Source organism: Bradyrhizobium arachidis (assembly GCF_024758505.1).
GTDB lineage: Bacteria > Pseudomonadota > Alphaproteobacteria > Rhizobiales > Xanthobacteraceae > Bradyrhizobium > Bradyrhizobium manausense_C.
Window position 1 is genome coordinate 8,025,831 of record NZ_CP077970.1, and the last position, 18,693, is coordinate 8,044,523.

Consider the following 18,693-nt stretch of genomic DNA (forward strand, 5'->3'; position numbering starts at 1 on the left):
GTTGCCGGGTTTATAGGTACACGGCCTAGCTGTCGAACAGCGCGGCTTCGGTGAATGCGAGATCGCCGAGCCGCGGCGGCCGCGGGCCCTTTGCGTATTTCCGGCCGCGCTTCTCGGAATACCAGCCGACAATTCCCGGCACAGATCGGTTTGCATCGAAGCGAACGAGCAGACCGCCGCGCTTCGCGAGGAAGCGTCCGACATTTCCGGCAAACCTTGCGAGTTCGGCGGTGTCCCGGCAATAGAGCAGCCGATAGACCGGCACGAGATCCTTGACCTTGTGCTTCTGAAACACGAAGGGGTGGCAGCTGTCGCCATCGCGCACGACGACGCTGAGGCAGCCAAAGGACGCATGCTGACGCAGCAGATCGGCCTCGAAGACTGAAAGCCCGTCCGCATGGTCTTCCCTGAGCTGCTCGACGGTGGCGCGCGGCACAGGCCTCGCCAATGCGAGCGCACCGTACATCTGCCCCTTGCAATAGACCGAAAAGCCCTGCGCCTCCACGGACGCCCAGGTGTGCGGCGCCGGCGTGATGTTGAAATAGGTCACGCTCTTGTCGCGCGTTGCAGCTCGTACCATCTGCGAGCCGAACATCCTGAATTCGGGTTCGACATACCAGCTCGAAACATTGCAGCGAATGACGGCCTCGTCGCCTGCGCGCAGCTCCGAGAACAGCAGCAGGATGACGCCGACCGGCACGCCGCCACGATCGAGGCAATAGCCGAAGGCGGGATAGCCGGCCGGACGCGCACGCTGGGCGTGGCGCGCGAGTCCGCGACGCCAGTATTCGTTGGAGCGAAACGCAAAACCCTTGTTGAGCAGCGCGGCAATCGCCGGCAGATCGTTCTCGACGATCTCGCGAACCTTCAGACGCGGCCCGGTTGACGGCGCAGACATTGCATTCGGCGGATTTGATGTGTCCGTAAGATGCACGTGCGCGCGACCCAAATGATCCCTGCTGCGACAATCAGTATCACAGCCAAATTGACGCATGGTGGATAACAGTATGTCGCGTTCCATGCTTACAAAAGCAGCCGATAGCGGCGACTTCACTTGCGTTTACCTTAATGAAGCGCCCGCGCGCACAAGGATTTCCGGGCCGGATTACCGCCGCGGCACGCGGATCATGAACGTCTCGCCTTCGCCGAGATCGTTAAGCACGTTGCGTCCGCCGGTCGCGGCGGCGCGGCGGCGCAAGCCTTCCCAGCCCCATATCTCGACCGTGTGCGCCCAGTCGGGCAGCGTCAGCTCGAGCGCGCGGCCTGGCCGGTCGGTCCAGCCCTGCAGGTTCTGCCAGACGTAGAGCTCGGCGTCCGCACTCGTCAGCGTGGTGAGGCCGCGGCTCTTGTCGATCGACGTCAGCGTCATGTCGCCGGCGAGCCGCAAAATTGTCTGCAGCACCACGCCGCGAATCTCCGGCGACCACGGATTCTCGGTGACAGCCATGGCGTAGTGCGGACCATCGACTCGCGGCGTGTCCGCGAGATTCCATGGGAATGCCAGCGCCATGACAGGCGAACGCCCGTCCTGGCCGACCACGGCGACCTGGTCCCAGAACGCGCTCAGAAACAATTTGCCGAGCACCCTGGAGTCGTCCCACTCCCCTGCCCGCGCCACGTTGAATTCGGTGGCGTAGAACCTGACGTCGCGCTTGAGCCCCATCGCCTGCTTGACGCGGTCGAAGCAGGTTTGCGCGGAAAACTCGCGGCCGCGCGTGATCGGGTACCAGCGGTCATTGTAGTAGGTGTGGAGATCGATGCCGTCGAGGCGACCGTCTTCCAGCAGATCCGCGATCGCAGGCCCGTAGCCGCGCAAGGTGGCATCGAGATGCGAATTGCAGGTCGCAAAGCCGCCGGGCACGACGCGCAAGGTCGCATCGACGCTGTGCACGCCATCCGCAAGCCCCGCCAGGGCATCGTGGTAAGCCGGGCGCGGAATATTGGCCAGCACGTCAGGTTCGTTAATGGCCGAGAAGACAGTGGCGCCCCATCCCGAGATACCGTTTTCCTTCGCCCATTCACCATCCGGGCGGAATCGCTCCGCGATCGCCTTCCCGGCCTGGAACCAGTCGTTATACGATCCGATCGGTTGCGGAGGATCGAGCGTTTGATAGCTGCCGTCATATTCGAGCAGGATGATCGGCGTGATTCCGTTCTTGTGCGCTTCGAGCATGCCTGCATCGAAATCTCTGGGTGTCGGACTACGCGCGACCGTCCGCCAGCCGTAGGAATTCATTCGTCCCAGTTTGGCCCCGACGCCGTGCAGGGCCTCATAGAGCTGCTCCACCGCGGGCTTGCCAGCAAGATGCGTCACGAGGTTGCCACCGCCGATGCGATCCCTCAGCCGTTCACTGCCCGCACGGTCAATCGGCGCCGCCTGCGCCGCCGCCAGGCATGACGCCATGGTTAACGCGACTGCGACTATGTCACGCAAATTAGAACGAATTTGCAATGCGAGCTTCATAGATAAGCCCAATGACGCCTAGGATCGTCCAGGTCGTTCAGGAACTCAGCAGCGCCGGCGGCGTCGAAACCGTCGCCAGCGAGCTCGTGCGCATCTTTAACCGCAACGGCTTACCAAATGTTGTGCTGGCAAGCGCAGTCAGCAGCGATTTCGAGCGCACCGCGGGCATCGAGCGCATCATGCCCTGGCTCTCGCGGATTCCGACCCGCGGGCCGCTTCGCTATATCGGCCGGGCCATCGTGGTGCCGCTGTTCACGCTCGCGGTCACCCGCGCGCTGAGCCGCCATCCCGACGCCGTCGTGATCAGCCATGGCGACAGTTTCAAGGGCGACGTGCTGGTGGTGCACGCCGTCAACGCACAGAGCCTCGCCGAGAAGCGCAGCACCGGCCAGTGGCGCTGGCGGCTCAATCCCATGCATCTGTGGGTGAGCCTGCGCGAGCGCTGGATGATCGGCGGCTTGCGCTACCGCGTCTTCGTCGCGGTGTCCTCGCGCGTCACGCAGGAGCTGCAGCAATTCTATGACGTGCCGTCCTCCCGCATCCGCGTGATCTCCAACGGCATCGACCTCAATCGCTTCACGCCCGATCCGCAAGGTGGCCGGGCGATCCGCGCCGAACTCGGCATTCCCGCCGATGCAAAGCTGTTGCTGTTCGTTGGCCACGAATTCCACCGCAAGGGCCTGGCGCATGTCATCGCCGCCCTGGAGACGCTCGATGACAATGTCTGGCTGCTCGTCGTCGGCTCCGACGATCCTGCGCCCTATCGCAAGCTCGCGCACAAGGCGCGCGACCGGCTGATCTTTGCCGGCCATCGCTCCGACCTGCCGGCGATCTATTCGGCTGCGGATGCCTTCGTGCTCCCGACGGCTTATGAAACGTTTTCGCTGGTCTGCATGGAGGCCATGGCCTGCGCGCTGCCGGTGTTCGCGACGCCCGTCGGCGGCATCGAGGAATATCTGACCTGCGGCGTGAACGGCTTTCGGATCAAGCCCGATGCCGACGACATCGCAGCCACGATCGCCGACGCGTTTGCCGATCCGGCGCTGATGACCCGCATGAGGGAAGGCGCGCGCGAGACCGCACGCAAGTATAGCTGGGAGCGGATCGGCGCGCAGTATATCGAGCTATTGAAGCAGATCGACGCGATCAAGCGCGGTGGCGACGAGACGCTGGACGAGCGAGCGCCTCCGCTGCAGCCCGACACGCCGACACGATAGCGCTGGCCACCGCTTCGTAGGTGAAGCGCGCCTCGACATTGCGTCGCGCGGCCTGCCCCGTCGCCTGCACCAGCGCGGCATCGTCGGTGAGGCTGGCGAGCAGCTTGCTGAGGCTGTCCGGATCGCGCTCCGGCACGATCCATCCGCCTTCGCCGACGACGTCGGGAATAGCTCCACAGGTCGACCCGATCACCGGGATGCCGCAAGCTTGCGCCTCGATGATCACGCGTCCGAACTGCTCGCGCACGGCCTTGGTCGTCCGGGTCAGCAGCACCAGCGCATCGAGGCCGCGGATGAAGCTTGCGACGTCGGCAGGCGCGCCCCAGCCGCGAAAATCCACGCGTCCCGCAAGGCCGAGCTCATCGACGCGCCGGCGCAGCGTCTCCTCATAGGGTCCCTCACCCATGATGCTGAGCGACACCGGCGAGGCACCGCGCGCCATCGCGTCGAGCGCCTCATCAAGTCCCTTCTCCTCGATGATGCGGCCGACATAGCCGATCCGGAACGATTGTCCGTGCTTGGAGGAGCCGGGCGTAAAGGTCGAAACATCCACGCCGTAGCCGATCGGCGTCACCGGCCCTGCATAGCCGCGCGCGCGGACGACGGCGGTGGCGTCGGGGCTGCGCGACAGCAAATGGTCGGTGTGCTTGAGCACATGCTTGCGGATCGATTCGAACGGCGGCGGCAGCCGCTTGAGGATGTTCTGGTCCACCTCCAGCACCAGGGCCGCGCGTCGCCTGAGGATCTGCGCCTGGAGCGCAACGACGCTCCACGGCTCTTCCCAGAGATGGATGACGTCCGGCTCGAGCTCGCGCAACAGTCGGCGCAGCCCGGGATAGAAATGGAGATACCAGCTCATCGGCCCCGCATGCGGGATCCGGATCGGCAGCACGTGAACCGATACACCATCGGCCTGGAACGGCTCCGCCGTCATGCTGCGGCCGAACTCCTGCCAGGTCGCCGGCATCACCAGATGCATGTCGACGTCGGGCCGGGACGCAAAGTGGCGGTAGCGCAGTCGCCCGGCCTCACTGCTGACGGCCGGGTGCGCGATCGACACGATCCGCAGCGGCGCGCCGTCAGACACGCCCCAGCACCCTTGCGGCCGTGCCGGTGAAGCCTGTCAGATGCATCTCCATCGCAGCAAGGCTGCGATGGCCGCCATTGATGGTGTTGCGCGGCAGGCTGAACGCGTCGTGCCCGCGGCGCACCAGGCCCTTGCGCGTGGTGGAAGCGCTGCGGAAGCCCGCACGCTGCGCCAGCGCGAAATCGCGCGGACCGCAATCGAAGGCCCGGCCATAGGGAAACGCGAAGTGCTCGACCTGGATGCCGAGGCGCTCGTTGAGGCGCTCGCGCGACTGCTCGAGCTCCACCATCGCAGCCTCAGGCTCCAGCGAGGAAATACGTGCGTGGGTGACGGTGTGCGCGCCGATCTCGAACAGCGGATCCCGCGCAAGCTCGGCCAGCATCTCCCAGGAGATCGCGTGCTTCCAGTGCATCGCCTCGATATCGATGCCATTGGCTGCGCAGAACGCGGCATAGTGCTTTTCGGCGTCGGAACCATCCCAGGATGCGGCGATTCGATGATAGGCCGCGCGTTTCGCCTCGCTGCTCTCGACCACGACGGTCTCGTCGCCGACCCGCACGCGGTCGCGGTTGAGCAACGCGTCTTCAAGCCCGGACGACCACAGCGGGAGGGTTCCGTCGGGAATGCCGGTCGTGACGAACAGCGTCAGCGGCACCTTGTGCTTGCGGAACAAGGGCGCAATCACTTCGTACGTATCGCGATAGCAATCGTCGATCGAAAAGTTCACATAGCCGTTGCCGCGCTCGCCGCTCGACATGCGGCGCTGCGCCTCGCTCATCGTCACCACGTCCCAGTTCTGCGCTGCGAGATAGGCCAGGAATTTGTCGAGGAACGCGGCGTCGATATAGAAATTGCGATTGGGCAGCTTCTCCCAGAGTTCCGAAGGTGCTGCGCGATGAAAAGTAAACAGGCAGCCGCGCGGGCCGAGGGCGCGGTCAGTCACCCTGGCAAACGGTAGCGCAAGTGCACTGGCTGTGGCGAACAGCAACAATTTCAACTCAGCTCCCAACTCACGCGCAGTGTCCTGCGCACACGGTTCAGAACCGACAGTCCCATGTTGGGGAGCAGGAGCTCGACTGCGAAACCGATGCAGACGAGATAAGCGAGCCCCCCGATGAAAAGTCGAACCAGCAGTTCAATTAACGAATTCTGAATCCGCAGGTGGTGATCGACCAATAGCAGTACGAACAGCAGCGCAAAAGCCAGGAGTGTTAGGACGTTTCGCCGCTCCTCGCGCACCGACACCTTGCCGCGCAGAAGCATCAGGCCGCGAGATGCTTTTCCCAGGCTAAAATACAGCGAAATCCGCTCGGATGAGCCCTGAATCGACCACGCCCGAAGGTTAATGGACATGTTAACGATACACGCAGAAACAATGACGAACGCCGCCAGGCCGCAGCGATTTTGGAGCGCGAACGCGATGCCGCGCAGCGGTCATTCGGCCGATCCCTCGGCGAGCCGGGGCGTCAGCAGAACGGCAAAAGTCCAGAACAGGAATCCGGCCTCGCCGGAGGTGATGCTGGCGAGCGGCAACTGCGCCAGCGCACCGAGCGCAAGCGCGCCGACGATGACGGCGTCCGCGGTTTGATCGGCAAAGGCCGTGCTCAGCGCGTTGCCGATCGACCAGAACAGGGCGGCGAGACAGAGGCCGCCGACGATGATCCCCATCGAGAGCCAGCAGGCGATGATCATGCCGTCGATGGGCATCGCGCCCGCCGAGCCAACGTCCGTGATCGTGAAGCCGGAGCCGAACAGCGAGGAGTCCGGCAACTTCCACAGCGTGACGAATTCCTCGAGGCGCTCCTGCGCGCTGCCGTCCTGGGTGCCTTCGCCGAGGGTCGAGAGGCGCTCGCCGACGACGTCGCCGAACGGCGTCAGCGTCGCGGCCAGCACCAGCGCGACCGCGGTCCCGATCAGGATCATGCTGGCCCGCCGCCGCGTCGCGGAGAACAGCAGGCAAAACAGAATGCCGACGGCGAGCGAGATCCACGCCGTACGGTAGAGCGACAGCAGCAGCCCAAGGCCCGCCGGCAACGCGATCAGCAGGGCCGGCCAGCGCTTCTGCGAGAAGGCGAGCAGGAACAGCCCGACCGCGGTGAAGCTCGCATAGCTCGCCGGCGAGTTCATGGTGCTGAAGGAGCGAACGCCGTAGGGAATCGGCTGGCCGATCGACAGGATCGGCGCAAGCTGCATCCAGTACTGGTCCCATGCCGGCGGATCGACGTATTGATAGATGGCGTAGAGCCCCGTCACGGGCAGGATGACCAGAAATGCCGCCGTCGCGGCGTCGATCACTTCGCGCCTATTAGCGCTCAGCATCAGCACCGACGCATAGAGCAGCGGCGCCAGCCATTTCAGCGTGCCCGAAGCGGCATTGTTCCAGTCGGCCTGCGCCATGGACAGCATCCCGGCATAGATCACCGAGCAGGCGACGATGCCGAGCGGCCAGAACCATTTTGCCGGCACGTCCTCGGTCTCCAGCAGCCGCGGCAGATATAGCACGGGAACGAGGATCGCGAGCAGCGGCCCGATCAGCATCAGGCCGAGCGTATCGAAGCCGATCGCGAGATCAACGAGCCGGCGCACGAAGGGCGCGAACGTGAAGAGCACCAGCGCGGCCTGCAAATGCGCCGCGGCGCCCTGACGCCACGCATACCAGCCGACCGCACCGCAGCCGAGCACGAAGACCAGCCGCGACAAACCGCCGAGCACGCCACCGAGGCCGGCGATGACCGCCAGCAAGAGCACGGCCGCGAGCCAGCCCGGCAGCGGCCACACGCCCTGCCGTTGCGACGAGGCCAGGCTCGCGCTCATGTCGCGGCTCCCGTCTGCGCCTTGCGGATCACGAGCCCGATCGTGTCGAGCATCTGTTTCAGGCTGTAGTGCACGCGCGCGCGGACGGAGGCATATTCGAGCTGGCCGGAGAGCTGCTCGGGTTTTGCCAGCACGCCTGCTATTGCGTCGGCGAGCGCAGCGGCGTCGTTGGGCGGCACCAGCGTGCCGGCCTTGCCGCCCTCGAGGATGTCGGGCGCTGCACCGGAATTGGTGGCCACCACGGGCACGCCCGCCAGCATGGCTTCGACGAGGGTGCGACCGAACGGTTCCGGATCGATCGACGGATGCACCATGACGTCGACGGCCTTCATCAATTTCGGCACGTCGTTGCGATGACCGAGGAAGCGGATGCGATCCTCCACTCCCAGTTCGGCAACCAATCTGGTCAGCCGCGCTGCATAGTCCTGTTCCCCAAACAGCGCATCGCCCACGATGATGCAGTTCACACCGGCAAGTTTTGCAACGGCCTCGACCAGCACATGCTGGCCCTTCCAGGCGGCAAGGCGGCTGAACACGCCGACCAGCGGACCTGCGGGCAGGCCGAGCCTTTGCCGGAGTTCGCCGGGCGAGCTCGGATCCGGCTGAATGGCAAGGCCGTTCGGCACGACGTCGATGAGCTCGCGCCGGCCGCCTGCCTCGATGAACGCGGTGGCGGCAACCTCGGAGGGGACGATCACCTTCGTCGCGCAGGCGTTTGCGAGCAGCACCTGGGCCCGCCGCTGCGCTGCACCGAAATGATCGGAGCTGATGATGTCGTGCAGGTGCCAGATCAGCGGGCGCCGCGCAATCACGCTTGCGATCGCCGACAGGATGAAGGCCTTCTGTGAATTGGCATAGACGATGTCATGCCGGCGCGCGGCACGCGCGATCTCGAACACGATTGCCGCCATGCGCCCCGCGAGCGGGAATGCGCTCAACGGCGAGCTGTCGCGATGGAACTGCGACAGGCCCTTGCCCCATTTCGACGCAATGAGATTGAGCCGCTTGTCAGCGATCGCCTTGCTCAGGGGTCCAGTCTCGAACAGGAAGACCGAAGACTGCTGCCGTCCATCAATGACGTCGAGCAGAATCAGCTCAGCGCCGCCGATCTGCCCGGTGTGATCCACGAACAGGACGCGCTCGCTCGACATCATCCTGCCCTGGCATATGCTTCGGTCGGGATGAACGCCGGCTGATAGGCGTGGCTGCGCTGGCTTTCCTCCATCGTCACCGCGATCACGACACTGCCCGCACCGAGCGCCTTCACCTCAGTGATGACAGGCGCGGCGCGCCCCATCAGCGAACCGTCGCCCTTCAGGCAGACGATGGTGTGGTCGATATCAGCGAGGTAGTTGCCGGCATTGAGCGGTATCGGGCTGTCGATCAGGACGACATCGTAGCTGCCGACATTGCCGAGCAGATCGACGAGTCTCCTGCCGAACAGCATATTCGCGGCCCGCGCGCCCACGCCGCCGGACACCAGCACATCGAGATTCGGCACCGCCGTCCGGACCACCGCATCGCGGGCCGTCATCGAGCCGGCGAGAACGCCGAGCAGGCCGACGCCGCCCTCGATGCCGAGCGCGGCTTCAAAAGCCGGATTGAGCACGTCGCATTCGACGGCGAGGACGCGACAGCCGAATGCCGCGAGATGCTCCGCCAGCGCCAGCGTCGTCACGGTCTTGCCTTCGCCCGCGGCAGGCGACGTCACGACGATGCGTTGCGCGCCCTCGGCACTGCCGAGGCGCAGACCGAGCTTGAGATTGTGCAGCATCCACTGGAAATCGTCGTCGCTGACCGCGAGCCGCAACACTTCGAGAATCGGCAGCTTCAGATGCGACTGGAGGATGCTGCTGACGGGCGAGGCCTGCTGCGGCTCACGCAGCCGCGGCAGGCGCGCAATGATCGGGGCTCCCGTCATGGCCGAAAGCAGCGAGGATCGCTCGACCGGCATCGCTACGGGCACCGCGGTCGGCGGCGGCTCGTCCTTGGTTGCGGCGGCGTTCGTCGTCCCGGCTGCATCGTCCGGACGTGCCGCGCGGGACGGCGCCGGCTGCTCCGCGGCTGCGGGGCTCGGGTTGAGCCGCTCCGCAAGGAGAGCGGCGACAACACCCAGGATCAACGCCAACGTCGAGCCGGCTGCGAGGAACGGCAGCTTCTTGGGGAAGAACGGCTTGTTCGGCAGCTCGGCCAGGCTGACGAGCCGCGTCGAGCCCTGCAGCACGCGCCGCTCGGTCTCCAGCTCGCTCGCCTTCTTGTAGAGCTCGGCATATTGCTGGCGCTTGATCTCAGTGTCGCGCACCATGCTCTCGATCGAGGCTTCGTCCAGAGTCGCCGATCCGGCCTCGGCCTTCGCCGTCTCCATCTGCTTCTTCAGCGACGCCACGAGGTTGTCGTTGGCGTCATAGGCCTTCTGGGCGCTGGCGGCGATGTTCTGCATCTCGTCGGCGAGACGCTGCTGGATCAGCCCCTGCTCGCGCGTGAGCGCCATGATCGAGGGATGCCGCGGCCCCAGCACGCTGGTGGCGCTGGCGAGCTGCGAGCTCACCGTTGTCAATTGCTGCTTGAGATCGGCGATGGTCCGGCTCGACAGCACCGAGGGCGCGTCCGTCAGGCCGCGCGCCTGCTGCGACTTGATCTCCTGCAGGCGTGCAGCGGCCTCAGCCCGGGCCGCCTCGGCCTGCGAGAGCTGCTGGCCGATGCTCGACAGCCGCTCCGAGGTGATGGGCGCGTTGGCGCCGCGCATCAGGCCCTTGGTGCGGCGGAATTTCTGGATCTTCTCATCCGCCTGCCGCAACTGGTCGTCGAGCTGGCGCAGCTCCTGCCACAGCCAGGTCGTCGCCACCTCGCGGCTGTTGGCGCCTTCCGTGCGCTGGTCCTCGAGGAACGCCGTCGTGAGCGCGTTGGCCAGCGTCTTGGCGACCTCGGGTATGGCGGACTGGTAGGAGATGTTGATGACGCGCGAGCGGCCGGCCGACGACACCGTGAGATGGCCGTCGACAAGCTCGATGAACGCGGTGCTGTCCGTTCGCAGTCGCTGGCAGGCCTCGCCCGAACCGAACAGGCGGCCGCGCTCGCACTCCTGCGTCACGGCGTCCAGCACGCCCGGCGCGTTCATCACGATCCGCATCAAGCGCGGCGAACGAATGACCAGAAGCTGGCTTTCGAGGTCGGCCGGGTCGCCGATCTTCTGCGCCCAGGCGGGCGAAGCGTTGGCGACGCCCGGCTCCTGCTCGGCGACGATGACGGATGCGGTGGCGAGATAGCGGACCGGCAACACCAGGAGCGCAACGATCGTGAGCACGATCGTGCCGAGAAACACCGCAGCGAACAGCCGCCGGCGCCGCCAGATTCTACCCAATGATTCCAGACCGGATAAGGCTTCCGATACGCTCGCGTGCCTCATTCTTTTGTTCTCGGCACAATGGCGAGCCTATGCGATCAACCGAGGCGTCTCGAGCCCCTGGTCTCCCGCACGGAACCGCTCCAATTCCTCGTTCACGGCCGCAACGAACTGGTTGCGGAATCTCTCGGCCGAGAAGAGGGTCGCGCGATGGCGGCAATCCAGCCGCGAGATCGTCTTCTCCCTGGCGACAAACGACCGCACGCATTCGACGATCGACTGCGGGTCCGGCTTGTCGAAGAACATTCCGGTCGGACGCGGGCCGGACCCGGCAATCGACTCGCGCGCGCCGCCCTTGCCGAGCGCGAGCACGGGCGTGCCTTCCGACTGTGCCTCGACCAGCACGATGCCAAAATCCTCTTCGGCTGCGAACACGAAGGCCCGCGCCGTGGTCATCAGGTCGCGCAGGTCGTTGTCGGGCACGAAGCCGACGAACTTCACATTGGAGCCCGCGAGCTTCTTCAGCCGCTCGGCCTCGGGGCCGGCGCCGGCGACGACGAGCTCCAGATCGGGCATCTCGTTGAAGGCGCGCACGATCGGCTCGATCCGCTTGTAGGGCACCAGCCGACTAGCCGCGAGGAAGTGGTTGCCGACCGGCAGGATGACGTCACGGTTGGCGAGCGTCACCGGCGGATAGATGACCCTGGAGTCGCGGCCGTAGGTCTTCTTGACGCGACGGGCGACGAACTGGGAATTGGTGATGATGGCGTCGGGGCCGTGCGCCGTGCGCGCGTCCCACATCCGCATCTGGTGCAGGATCGACCGCGCAACCACGCTCTTGATGCCGGACTCCATCCCGCTCTCCTTCAGGTAGACGTGCTGAAGGTCCCAGGCATAGCGCATCGGCGAATGCACATAGGCGACATGCAACTGATCCGGCCCGGTGATCACGCCCTTTGCGACCGCGGCACTGCTGGAGATCACAAGATCGTAGCTCGACAGGTCGAACTGCTCGATCGCGAGCGGCATCAGCGGCAGATAGGAACGGTGATGCCGCTTGAGGAACGGCATCTTCTGCAGGAAGCTGGTGTGTGAAGTCTCGAAGCCGAGCTTGCGGCGATCTTCCGGGCGCAGCAGATCGAACAGCGTGTAGACGTCCGCGTTCGGATAGCACTTCAGGATCTCGCGAAGGACCTGTTCGGCGCCACCGAGAACGTAGAGCCAGTCGTGAACGATAGCGACGCGCATCTTGATTCCCACAAGCCAGGGCAATTTGATGAAACCCTTAAGGGTCCGGGGCGCGCGCACAACTCGTTCCTAAATTCCTAGTTAACCTGCTCTGGTTCCATCCCTGCTTTTTCGTCATTAACAGGTAAGAAAATTTTAAGTCTTGGTTTTGCGGGTCGAGCGCAGCCGATGCCGATGGAAGCTGCGTCGAAAACGGAGAAATGACGTCGGAATGATGCAGTTCTGGCTCTGAGTTACGAACGTAAATGACCTTAGTTAATAGGAGATTTCGCAATCGCGAAGATTTGCGGGGAATACCTTCAGCTTTCGAGCGAAATCGTGACACGATACGCCTCGATTGACGCTCGATTTGCAGCGCAGAAGCACGCTTTCGTGAGCCTTGAAGCCGCGCGTGCGACGCTTCACCGCGCCTCGTCGAACTCCCCTTCCGCGTCTTGACGTCAGGTAAACAAGCCGGATCGCCTTCGCCGCGGATCTTACCGAATGAGCCAATTTGAAAGGCTACCATGACGCAGTGATTGCCTTGCCGACCCGCGACCGGGGCGAGTAAAATAGCGGCAGTCAGTCGGCGTTCATGTCCTGCGACTGGTGCGCGTTTTGCGTACGGCAGCGTTGCAGCGGGGCGTTTGCCCGCATCGCGCAATCGACGTCCGATCGATTGTTTGAGGACGATGCCCGATCCGATCTTTCACGCGTGGCGGGGAGTTTTGCCGGAATGCACCAGGCTGCAGGCCTGCAGTTCGAGCGCATGATGGACGAGCTCGCGCGGTGGCGCGCGGTGCCCGAACACGAGCGCTCGCCTGCGCCGGCCTGGTGGTGGGGCGCTGCCATGGCCGTGCGCGACGCGCACGAGCCGATGCGACGCGCTTGGTGCAATCGGCTTGGCTTGCGCGACGGATCGAGCTTCGCCGACGGAGCGCACGCCGTTCTGGCGCTGTTCGGCGGACAGACCTCACTGCCCTGGGTTCACGACTTTCCGCGCATGAGAGACGATGCAGATCGCGACGTGCCAGATCTGCATCCGCAGCCGTCAGACGACAGCGCGTTTCAACCGTGACGACACGCCGTCGTCGCTGCCCGCTTGCTGGTCCGGCTGCAGCGGCGGGGAGATCGGAAGGCTCATCGGCCGCAGCAATTCGGCCATCTGCTGCGGCGGCAGCGGCTTTGCGACCAGATAGCCCTGCATCTCGTCGCAGCCATGGGTGCGCAGGAAAGCCTCCTGCTCGGCATTCTCCACGCCTTCGGCGACCACGGTCATGCCGAGCGCCTTGCCCATGCTGATGATCGCCTGGGCGATCGCCTGGTCCTCGCTGTCATGTGGCAGGTCGCGCACGAAGGAACGGTCGATCTTGATGGTGTCGATCGGAAAATGCTTCATCAGCGACATCGAGGAATAGCCGGTGCCGAAATCGTCGATGGCAAGGCGGATGCCGCGGCTCTGGATGGCGTCGAGCACTTTCAGCGCCCGGCCGACATTGCGCATCATCATGCTCTCGGTCACTTCGAGCTGCAGCAGCACGGGCGACATGCCGCTCGCCGCAAGCGCCTCGTCGACGTCCTGCAGGAGATGCTCGTCGGCGAACTGCCGCGGCGACAAATTGACCGCCATCGACAGCGGCAACAACCCGCGGCGCTGCCAGGCCATCGCCTGCGCGCAGGCTTCCTTCACGACCCAGCGCCCGATCGGCACGATCAGGCCGGTTTCCTCGGCGAGCGGAATGAACTGCGCCGGCGACACGCTGCCGAGCTCGGGATGGGTCCAGCGCAACAGCGCTTCCACGCCCGTGATCTGGCCGGTCTCCATGTCCACCTTGGGCTGATAGTGCAGCGAGAACTGCTCGCGCTCCAGCGCCCGGCGGAGCGCGCTTTCCAGCGACAGCCGCTCGATCGACTGCGTCTTCACTTCCTTGGAGAAGAAGCGGAAGCCGTTCTTGCCGTCTTCCTTGGCAAGATACATCGCCATGTCGGCGTTCTTGGTCAGGGTCTGGGCGTCCGCGCCATTGGCCGGATACATCGCGATGCCGATCGACGCCGTGGTGTGGCATTCGTGGCCGGCGAGCTCCATGGGCTGGCCGAGCGCAGCCAAAAGCTCGGTCGCAATGTGCTGGACGTCGTCGATGTCGCCGCACTGGTCGAGGATGACGACAAACTCGTCGCCACCGAGCCGCGCCACCACATCGCTCGCCCGCAGCGCCTTGCGCAGCCGGTTGGCGACCTCGAGCAGGAGGAGATCGCCGGCCTCATGGCCCAGCGAATCGTTGATCACCTTGAAGCGGTCGAGGTCGATGAACAGCACGGCGAACCGGCGCTCGTGACGGTGCGCCTCGTCGATCGCCTCGCGGAGCAACCCATTGAAGGTCTCGCGGTTCGGCAGATTGGTCAGGCTGTCATGCGAGGCCAGATATTCGATGCGCTCGTCCGCCCTGTTCTTGGCGTCGGCGCGATCAAAGTTCTCCATGGCGAAGGAAACATTGTCGGCGAGGCGCTGCAGCAGCTCGACGAATTCGCCGGTAAAAGTGTCCTGATCGATCGACATGTAGATCATGACGCCGACGGCCTCGCCGTGCGCGATGAGTGGGAATGAGGCGCCGGACCTTGCACCGTCGTTGCGGACGATGGCGTGGAAGGCAGCGACACGATTGTCGTTGAGATAGTCGTTGCTGATGCAGGGCTGTCGCGTGCGGAACGCCGTGCCAGCCATGCCGCGCCCTTCGGGGCGCGCCGGGTCGATGGAAAGCCTGACGTTGCGCGTGGTCTCCGCGGACGGTCCGGCCGCGGCCACGATCTCGAGCTGATCGCTGTCGGCCTTGGCGAGCGCGACGGTGGTCGAGGTAAACTTGGCACCGTTCGAGGCGGCCTGGCAGACCAGCTCGAACAGCTCGCTACGGGATTTCGCCCGCATGATCGCTTCATTGGTTGCGCTGAGCGCGGCGAACATGCGCGTCAAGCGCTCCTTCTGCGCCTCGGTCCGGGCCTTCTCCTCGGCGCGATCGAAATTGTCGAGGGCGAACGAGACGTTCTCCGCAAGGCGCTCCAGCAGCTCGACGAGGTCTGGCGTGAACGTCTCTGCTTCAGGCGCGAGGAACAGCAGGGTGCCGATGGGCTCGCGACCGGCGCGGAGCAGCGGGAAGCTCGCCGCAGCACGGGTGCCGTCCTCGACCGCCTTCGCGCGCCAATTCGCCGACCGCGGGTCGTTCAGATAGTCGTTGATCACACAGGGACGCAGCGACCGCAGCGACGTGCCGATGATTCCCTCGCCCTCGGGATGACCGGGCGCGATGGTGCAGGTTCTGCCGAACATCCGCTCGTGGTTGCGTCCCTTCGCAGCGACGACACGGACGACCTCACCGGCCGGATCCATCATCCCGATCGTCGTCGATGCAAACATCCCGCCCAGCACGGCCGCCTGGCAGGCGACCTCGAACAGCTCCTCGCGCGTCTTGGCGCGCATGATGGCTTCGTTGGTGGCGCTCAACGCCTGGAACATGCCGCTGAGCCTGTCGCGCTGCCTGTCGGCCCGCGCCTTCTCTTCCGCGCGGTCGAGGTTCTCCAGCGCAGAGGCGACGTTCGCCTGCAACCGCTGGAGCAATTCGACAAACTCCGGAGTGAATGTGTCGCGCTCCACGGCATTGAAGAGGAAGACACCTTCGACCCGACTGCCGTTGAACAGCGGCAAGGCGGCTGACGAATGTATGCCGGCGCGACGCGCGCTTTCGTGCCATGGCTTGATGCGCTGGTCGGCCAGGAGGTCGTTGCTGATATAGGTCTGGCGGGTCCGGAAGGCGGTTCCGGTCAACCCTCGTCCCTCCGGCACCGCGTCGGTGAGGGCGAAGGTGTAGTTGCGCAAGTCATCAGCGTGCGGTCCATAGCTCGACGCGACACGGAGCAGTTCCGCGTCAAGATCGGCCAGAAAGATCGTGGTCGAGGCGAATTTTGCACCCTGTACCGTGGCCTCGCAAACCAGATCGAACAGTTCGGCACGCGATCGCGCGCGCAGGATCGCCTCGTTGGTGGCGCTGAGCGCGGCATACATCCGCGCCAGCCGCTCCTCCTCGGCGGCGATCCGCGCCCTCTCCTCGTCGCGCGCAAAGTTGTCGAGCGCGAAGGATACGTTCTCCGCCATCCGCAGCAGCAGGCCGACGATCTCCCGGTCTTTCGCCCAGGACCGGCTGATGAAGAACAGCAGCACGCCGACGCTCTCGCCGCGCTTGATGAGGGGCGCGGCCACGCAAGCCGCGACGCCGGTATCGACGTTGACCTGCTCCCAGGGCGTCCCCTTGGTACGCAGGGCGAGATCGCCCTCAACGACGGGTTCTTGGGTCCGGAACACCTGGCCGGAAATGCCGCGGCCGAACGGATTCTCCGGATCGGTCGAATAGCGCGCCTGGGTGACGAGGTCGAGATTATCGCCCGTTCCGGCCACCGGCTTCAACCAGTGTGAACCCTGCTCGCGAAGCAGGACGATGGTCGCGATCGACTTGGCGCTGTGCACGGAGGCGTCGCAGACGAGCTGGTACAGTTCGAGCTCGGTCTTGGCGCGCAGGATGGCTTCGTTGGTCGCGCTGATGGCGCTGAACATGCGGTTCAGCCGCCGCATCGCCTTTTCGCCGTCGACGCGCGCCGTTTCGCGCTCGAGATTCTCAATCGCATAGGAGATGTTGGACGACATGCGCGTGAACAGCGAGACCATCTGCTCATCGAGCGATCCGGCCTCGGTGCGGGTGGCGAACAGTACGCCTATGCTCTTCCCGTTGCAGATCAGCGGCAGCGCCGCGGCAGCGCCGACGCCGGCCTTGGTGGCGCTTTCGCGCCAGGCCAGCGAACGCGTATCGTTCAGAAAATCATTGCTGATGCAGAGCCGCTGCGTGCGGAACGCCTCGCCGCCGACGCCCGACCCTTCAGGCGTCCCCTCCTCGGTGGTGATCTCGATCGAGCGCAGCCGCGGAACGTCCTCGCCGCAGCCGGCCGCAAAGCGCAGCCGCCGGCCGTCCGGCTCGACCAGGAACACGGAAACAGCCAGAAAATCCCCACTCGAAAACCCGGCGTCGCATACCCGTTGGTACAGCTCGTCCGGCGATTTCGCGTAGAGGATCGCTTCGTTGATGGCACTCAACGCTGCAAATGTGCGCGCGAGGGTCGTCTGCAAGGTCCTAGCTCCCGGGCATTCCTGCCTTTTTTCCCGGGCCCGTTATCGCGAGAAATCACCTAAGTGGTCGTTATTGCGCCCGGCAAACCATTCATCAGAGTGAACGAGCTGCGAACATCAGGCGCAAAACTGGTGGGAAAACTACGGTGAATGTATTGCGCAGAGGGCGGATGCCGGACGAACGCCCGTAGCTCTACGAATTTGCAGCCCTGCCTTGGTTTACAGGAGATTGATATCGCGCGGGCGCTTTGAGACGATGGCGATAACAATTGGCGCCCGCCAAGGGCGACCGCCCCGGGGAAACGCCATGCCGATCGTTCAGGCCGACCGCCTCACCCGCATCTGTACGGCGCTCCTCAGGTCAGCCGGAGCCTCCGCCGAAGAAGCCGACGCCGTTGCTGTGGGCTGCGTCAACGCCAACCTCGCCGGCCATGACTCGCACGGTGTCATCGCGGTGCCGACCTATATCGACCGTGTCAAAGCGGGGCACATCGTCCCGGGCGCGCCATGGACCATCATTCAGGAATCGCCAACAACGACGGTGATCGACGGTCATTGGGGCTTCGGTTTCCACGTCAACGCCAAGGCGATGGCGCTCACAATCGAAAAGGCCAAGACCGCGAACCTCGCCGCCTGCACCGTATTCCGGCAGAGCCATGTCGGCCGCCTCGCCGCCTACCCGCTGATGGCGATGCGCGAGGGCATGATCGGAATCGCGACGGCGGACTCCGGCCGCTCGCCAAAGCACGTCGCGCCGTTCGGCGGGCGCGAGGCGCGGCTCGGCACCAACCCGATCTCGATCGCGGTGCCCTCCGATCTCGACGCGCCGTTCTACCTGGACATGGCGACCTCGGCGGTCGCCGCCGGCAAGGTCCAGCTCGCGGTTGCCCGCGGCGAGCAGATCCCGACGGGGTGGATCATCGACGCCGAGGGCCGGCACACCACCGATCCCACCCAGTATCGCAAGGGCGGCGCGCTGCTGCCGCTCGGCGGCAGCGAGGGCTACAAGGGCAGCGGGCTCGCCGCGATGGTCGAGGTGCTGTGCGGCCTGCTCACGGGCCTCGGCTTCGGCGTCGAGCCGACCGGCCGTCACAACGACGGAACCTTCATGGCGGTGCTCAACGTCGCTGCGTTCCGGCCGCTGAAGGATTTCAAGAAGGAGGTCGCCGAGTTCGCGCGCTATCTGAAATCGACGCCGCCCTCCGAGGGCAGCAAGGGCGTGTTCTATCCCGGCGAAGTCGAGCATCTGCGCGCAGTCGAACGCCGGCAGAGTGGCATCGAGATCGAGGACGCCACGTGGGAGAACTTCCGTGCCCTCGCCCGCGACTACAAGCTCGATGAAGAGCTCGATCTCGCCTGATCCGGACAAGGAGA

At 64.9% G+C, this 18,693-nt stretch carries 13 protein-coding genes; 3 read left to right on the forward strand and 10 right to left on the reverse strand.

All coding sequences use genetic code 11. The features are described 5' to 3' along the window. Positions 1-25: 25 nt before the first annotated feature. Together KUF59_RS37270 and KUF59_RS37275 are read right to left on the reverse strand one after the other, a co-directional pair. Positions 26-898, reverse strand: a complete 873-nt coding sequence (locus KUF59_RS37270; RefSeq protein ID WP_212460440.1) for a GNAT family N-acetyltransferase — start codon at positions 896-898, stop codon at positions 26-28. Positions 899-1,105: 207 nt separating this feature from the next. Beyond that, positions 1,106-2,404, reverse strand: coding sequence for a hypothetical protein (locus KUF59_RS37275; protein WP_212460439.1), 1,299 nt, complete (start codon positions 2,402-2,404; stop codon positions 1,106-1,108). 71 nt (positions 2,405-2,475) lie between these two features. Here KUF59_RS37275 and KUF59_RS37280 point away from each other — a divergent pair, with 71 nt between their 5' ends. Next, on the forward strand, positions 2,476-3,681 hold the full coding sequence (locus KUF59_RS37280) for a glycosyltransferase family 4 protein (protein WP_212460438.1): 1,206 nt from the start codon (positions 2,476-2,478) through the stop codon (positions 3,679-3,681). Here KUF59_RS37280 and KUF59_RS37285 read toward each other — a convergent pair. The 7 genes from KUF59_RS37285 to KUF59_RS37315 all read right to left on the reverse strand — a co-directional run bounded on the left by KUF59_RS37285 (position 3,611) and on the right by KUF59_RS37315 (position 12,173). Then, positions 3,611-4,768: a glycosyltransferase gene (locus KUF59_RS37285; protein ID WP_212460437.1), complete on the reverse strand. Its 1,158-nt coding sequence runs from the start codon at positions 4,766-4,768 to the stop codon at positions 3,611-3,613. The genes KUF59_RS37280 and KUF59_RS37285 overlap by 71 nt on opposite strands. After that, complete coding sequence (locus KUF59_RS37290; RefSeq protein WP_408918052.1) at positions 4,761-5,765, reverse strand: polysaccharide deacetylase family protein; 1,005 nt, start codon at positions 5,763-5,765, stop codon at positions 4,761-4,763. Before KUF59_RS37290 ends, KUF59_RS37285 begins: the two co-directional genes overlap by 8 nt. Continuing rightward, complete coding sequence (locus KUF59_RS37295; RefSeq protein ID WP_212460435.1) at positions 5,762-6,121, reverse strand: hypothetical protein; 360 nt, start codon at positions 6,119-6,121, stop codon at positions 5,762-5,764. Before KUF59_RS37295 ends, KUF59_RS37290 begins: the two co-directional genes overlap by 4 nt. A gap of 81 nt (positions 6,122-6,202) precedes the next feature. Continuing rightward, positions 6,203-7,582: an O-antigen ligase family protein gene (locus KUF59_RS37300; RefSeq protein ID WP_258767859.1), complete on the reverse strand. Its 1,380-nt coding sequence runs from the start codon at positions 7,580-7,582 to the stop codon at positions 6,203-6,205. Further along, the gene (locus KUF59_RS37305) at positions 7,579-8,736 is read right to left on the reverse strand and encodes a glycosyltransferase (RefSeq protein ID WP_212460433.1); all 1,158 of its coding nucleotides are present in this window, start codon (positions 8,734-8,736) and stop codon (positions 7,579-7,581) included. Before KUF59_RS37305 ends, KUF59_RS37300 begins: the two co-directional genes overlap by 4 nt. Continuing rightward, the gene (locus tag KUF59_RS37310) at positions 8,733-10,988 is read right to left on the reverse strand and encodes a GumC family protein (RefSeq protein ID WP_212460432.1); all 2,256 of its coding nucleotides are present in this window, start codon (positions 10,986-10,988) and stop codon (positions 8,733-8,735) included. Before KUF59_RS37310 ends, KUF59_RS37305 begins: the two co-directional genes overlap by 4 nt. 27 nt (positions 10,989-11,015) lie before the next feature. Then, positions 11,016-12,173 (reverse strand): glycosyltransferase, encoded by a 1,158-nt coding sequence (locus KUF59_RS37315; protein ID WP_212460431.1) that lies wholly within the window; start codon positions 12,171-12,173, stop codon positions 11,016-11,018. 715 nt (positions 12,174-12,888) lie between these two features. Between KUF59_RS37315 and KUF59_RS37320 the strand changes: the two genes are divergently transcribed. Beyond that, complete coding sequence (locus tag KUF59_RS37320; protein WP_212460430.1) at positions 12,889-13,230, forward strand: hypothetical protein; 342 nt, start codon at positions 12,889-12,891, stop codon at positions 13,228-13,230. Here the strand turns inward: KUF59_RS37320 and KUF59_RS37325 are convergent. Next, positions 13,204-17,319 carry a bifunctional diguanylate cyclase/phosphodiesterase gene (locus tag KUF59_RS37325; RefSeq protein ID WP_212460429.1) on the reverse strand — a complete coding sequence of 1,372 codons (4,116 nt, stop codon included), beginning with the start codon at positions 17,317-17,319 and terminating at the stop codon, positions 13,204-13,206. The genes KUF59_RS37320 and KUF59_RS37325 overlap by 27 nt on opposite strands. 307 nt (positions 17,320-17,626) lie before the next feature. Between KUF59_RS37325 and KUF59_RS37330 the strand changes: the two genes are divergently transcribed. Beyond that, positions 17,627-18,679, forward strand: a complete 1,053-nt coding sequence (locus tag KUF59_RS37330; protein WP_212460428.1) for an Ldh family oxidoreductase — start codon at positions 17,627-17,629, stop codon at positions 18,677-18,679. Positions 18,680-18,693 lie beyond the last annotated feature (14 nt).